This is a genomic window from Mycobacterium sp. 1245801.1, from assembly GCF_001673055.1.
In the GTDB taxonomy this organism is placed as follows: Bacteria; Actinomycetota; Actinomycetes; order Mycobacteriales; family Mycobacteriaceae; genus Mycobacterium; species Mycobacterium europaeum_A.
The window spans coordinates 1-3,286 of record NZ_LZKY01000055.1; the positions used below are offsets into that span (position 1 = coordinate 1).

Annotated in this window: 2 protein-coding genes and 2 pseudogenes; all 4 read left to right on the plus strand. The window is 67.7% G+C overall.

What is annotated here, in order from left to right; all coding sequences use genetic code 11:
• Positions 1-147: pseudogene (locus tag A5622_RS02950) on the plus strand (type VII secretion protein EsxI); the annotation flags it as partial.
• Positions 148-250: 103 nt separating this feature from the next.
• On the plus strand, positions 251-1,153 hold the full coding sequence (locus A5622_RS02955) for an ESX secretion-associated protein EspG (RefSeq protein WP_066870696.1): 903 nt from the start codon (positions 251-253) through the stop codon (positions 1,151-1,153).
• 268 nt (positions 1,154-1,421) lie between these two features.
• Entirely contained in the window at positions 1,422-2,933 is a 1,512-nt protein-coding gene (gene eccD / locus A5622_RS02960) for a type VII secretion integral membrane protein EccD (RefSeq protein ID WP_066876546.1), read from the plus strand.
• A pseudogene (locus A5622_RS02965) lies at positions 2,911-3,286 on the plus strand (peptidase S8); the annotation flags it as partial. The gene eccD and the pseudogene A5622_RS02965, both read left to right, overlap by 23 nt.

The following is a 3,286-nucleotide window of genomic DNA, read 5'->3' on the forward strand; positions in this document are numbered from 1 at the left end:
TCGGTGGCATGCCAGGAGTTCATCACCCAGTTGGGTCGCAACTTCCAGGTCATCTACGAGCAGGCCAACTCCCACGGGCAGAAGGTTCAGTCCGCGGGCAGCAACATGGCCAGCACCGACAGCGCCGTTGGGTCCAGCTGGGCCTAACCGCAACTTCAGGCGCGGCAGCACACCGACGGGTGGTGTGCTGCCGCGTCCTGCGGTTACCGTGCAGTTTGGCTTGAAGTATTAGGGACCGATTGGGGAAGTGATGGACCAACAGAGCACCCGCACCGACATCACTGTCAACGTCGACGGTTTCTGGATGCTCCAGGCGCTGCTGGATATCCGGCACGTCGCGCCCGAGCTGCGGTGCCGGCCATACGTGTCTACCGACTCGAACGACTGGCTCAACGAGCATCCCGGCATGACGGTGATGCGCGAGCAGGGCATCGTCGAGAACGACCAGGTGAACGAGCACGTGGCCGCGCGGATGCGAGTGCTCGCGGCGCCCGACCTCGAAGTGGTCGCCCTGTTGTCCCGAGGCAAGCTGGCCTACGGCGTCCTCGATGACGAGAACCAGCCCCCGGGCTCGCGCGACATCCCCGACAACGAATTCCGGGTGGTGCTGGCCCGTCGCGGACAGCACTGGGTGTCGGCGGTCCGGGTGGGCGGTGAGATCACCGTCGACGACGTCGCCGTCGCGGACAGCGCCTCGATCGCGTCCCTGGTGATCGACGCGCTCGAGTCCATCCACCACGCCGAGCCCGCAGCGATCAACGCGGTCAACGTGCCGCTGGAGGAAATGCTGGAAGCGACCAAGTCGTGGCAGGAGTCCGGCTTCAACGTGTTCTCCGGGGGAGACCTGCGCCGGATGGGCATCAGCGCCGCCACCGTGGCCGCGCTGGGTCAGGCGCTGTCCGACCCCGCCGCCGAGGTCGCGGTGTACGCCCGCCAGTACCAGGACGACGCCAAGGGCCCCAGCGCGTCGGTGCTGTCACTCAAAGACGGCTCCGGCGGACGCATCGCGCTGTATCAGCAGGCCCGCACCGCGGGTTCGGGCGAGGCGTGGCTGGCCATTTGTCCGGCGACCCCGCAGCTCGTGCAGGTCGGCGTCAAGACTGTGCTCGACACACTTCCCTACGGCGAGTGGAAAACGCACAGCCGGGTCTGACATTCCCGCGAAACATAGAGTTCACCAATGTCTTTGCACTCAACATGCGGTTGAGCTGCGAACACGGCATACTTCTCTCAAAGACATCAGCAAATCTCAAACGGGTGTCAACGACAACTCTTAATCGCAAGGCGAGGCAGATGGAATTCCACTTAGTCGGAATGGACTTGGCGGGGGGCGCCAGCACCTCGACGGGTACACCGGCGCAGGCCCGCGCGCGACTGGCGGCACGGGCTCACACATTCATCACGATAGGGAGTGCAGGGCGATGACTGCGGTAGTTGAAGTACCACAGCCTGACGTAGAAGGAATCTCGCAGCCTCAGGCAGTCGTCGTCGGCGTGATGGCCGGCGCGGGTGTCCAGATCGGCGTCCTGCTCGACGCCAACGCCCCCGTCTCGGTGATGACGGAACCGTTGCTGAAGGTGGTCAACAGCCGGCTCCGCGAACTCGGCGAGACCCCGCTGGAGGCCTCCGGCCGGGGCCGCTGGGCGCTGTGCCTGGTGGACGGTTCGCCGCTGCGGGCCACCCAATCGCTGAGCGAGCAGGACGTCTACGACGGCGACCGGTTGTGGATCCGGTTCATCCCGGACACCGAGCACCGCTCGCAGGTCATCGAGCACATCTCCACCGCCGTCGCGGCGGATCTCAGCAAGCGCTTCGCCGCCATCGACCCGGTCGTGGCGGTGCAGGTCGGCGCGACGATGGTGGCCGTCGGAGTGACGACCGCCGCCGGCCTACTCGGCTGGTGGCGCTGGCACCACAACTCGTGGCTGCCGACCGTCTACGCGGGCGTGATCGGCGCAGTTGTGCTCGGCGTCTCGCTGATGCTGCTGATGCGGGCGACCACGCAGCAGGAACGGCGCGTCGGCGACACCATGCTGCTGAGCAGCCTCGCCCCCATCTCGATCGCGGCGGCGGCCGCGCCGCCCGGCGGCGTCGGATCCCCGCACGCGGTGCTGGGTTTCGGCGTCCTCACCATCGCCGCGATACTGGCGCTGCGCTTCACCGGGCGCCGGCTGGCGATCTACACGGCGATCGTCACGGCCAGCCTGATCGCGGCGGTGGCCGCGCTGGCGCGCATGGTCGCGATGACCAGCGCCGTGACGCTGTTCACCTGCGTCGTGCTGGTGTCCGTCATGATCTACCAGAGCGCGCCGGCCATCTCGCGCCGGCTGGCCGGCATCCGGTTGCCCGTCTTCCCGTCGGCCACCAGCCGGTGGGTGTTCGAGGCCCGACCCGACCTGCCCACCACCGTGGTGCGCTCCGACGGCGGTCCTCCGGTGCTGGAGGGGCCCGCCTCGGTCCGCGACGTGCTGACCCAGGCCGAACGCGCCCGGTCCTTCCTGTCGGGTTTGCTGATCGGGCTCGGCGTGCTGATGATCGTCTCGCTGACCGCGCTGTCGGATCCGCACACCGGACAACGCTGGCTGCCCGTCCTGCTGGCCGGCTTCAGCGCGGGCTTCCTGATGCTGCGCGGCCGCTCGTACGTCGACCGCTGGCAGGCGATCACCCTGGCCGGAACGGCCGTGCTGATCGTCGGTGCGGTTGTGTTGCGTTACGCGCTGGTGCTGCAGTCGCCGCTGGCGGTGTCGATCAGCGCGGCGATCCTGGTGTTGCTGCCGGCCGCGGGACTGACATCGGCGGCCGTAGTGCCGAACACCGTCTACAGCCCGCTATTCCGCAAATTCGTGGAATGGATTGAATACCTCTGCCTGATGCCAATTTTCCCGCTGGCATTGTGGTTGATGAATGTCTATGCAGCTATCCGCTATCGCTAACGGCAAGGTGTGGCGTGGTCGCGCGTGCGCCGCGACCCTCGCCGCCGCGCTGCTCGCCTCGGGCGCGTTGGCCGGTCTGCCTCCGGCGTACGCGATTTCGCCCCCGACGATCGACGCGGGCGCGGTGCCGCCGGACGGTCCGCCGGGACCGGGGGCGCCGATGAAGCAGAACTCGTACTGCACCGAGGTCGGTGTGCTGCCGGGGACCGACTTCCGGCTGCAACCCAAGTACATGGACATGCTGAACCTGCAGGAGGCGTGGCAGTTCGGTCGTGGTGCCGGCGTGAAGGTGGCCGTCATCGACACCGGCGTGACGCCGCACCCGCGGTTTCCGCACCTGATCGCCGGCGGTG

What these genes read in the sequence shown, in the direction of transcription:
- A5622_RS02955 (WP_066870696.1), top strand. Translation starts at nt 251, where the DNA reads ATGGACCAACAGAGCACCCGCACCGACATCACTGTCAACGTCGACGGT.
- eccD (WP_066876546.1), top strand. Translation starts at nt 1,422, where the DNA reads ATGACTGCGGTAGTTGAAGTACCACAGCCTGACGTAGAAGGAATCTCG.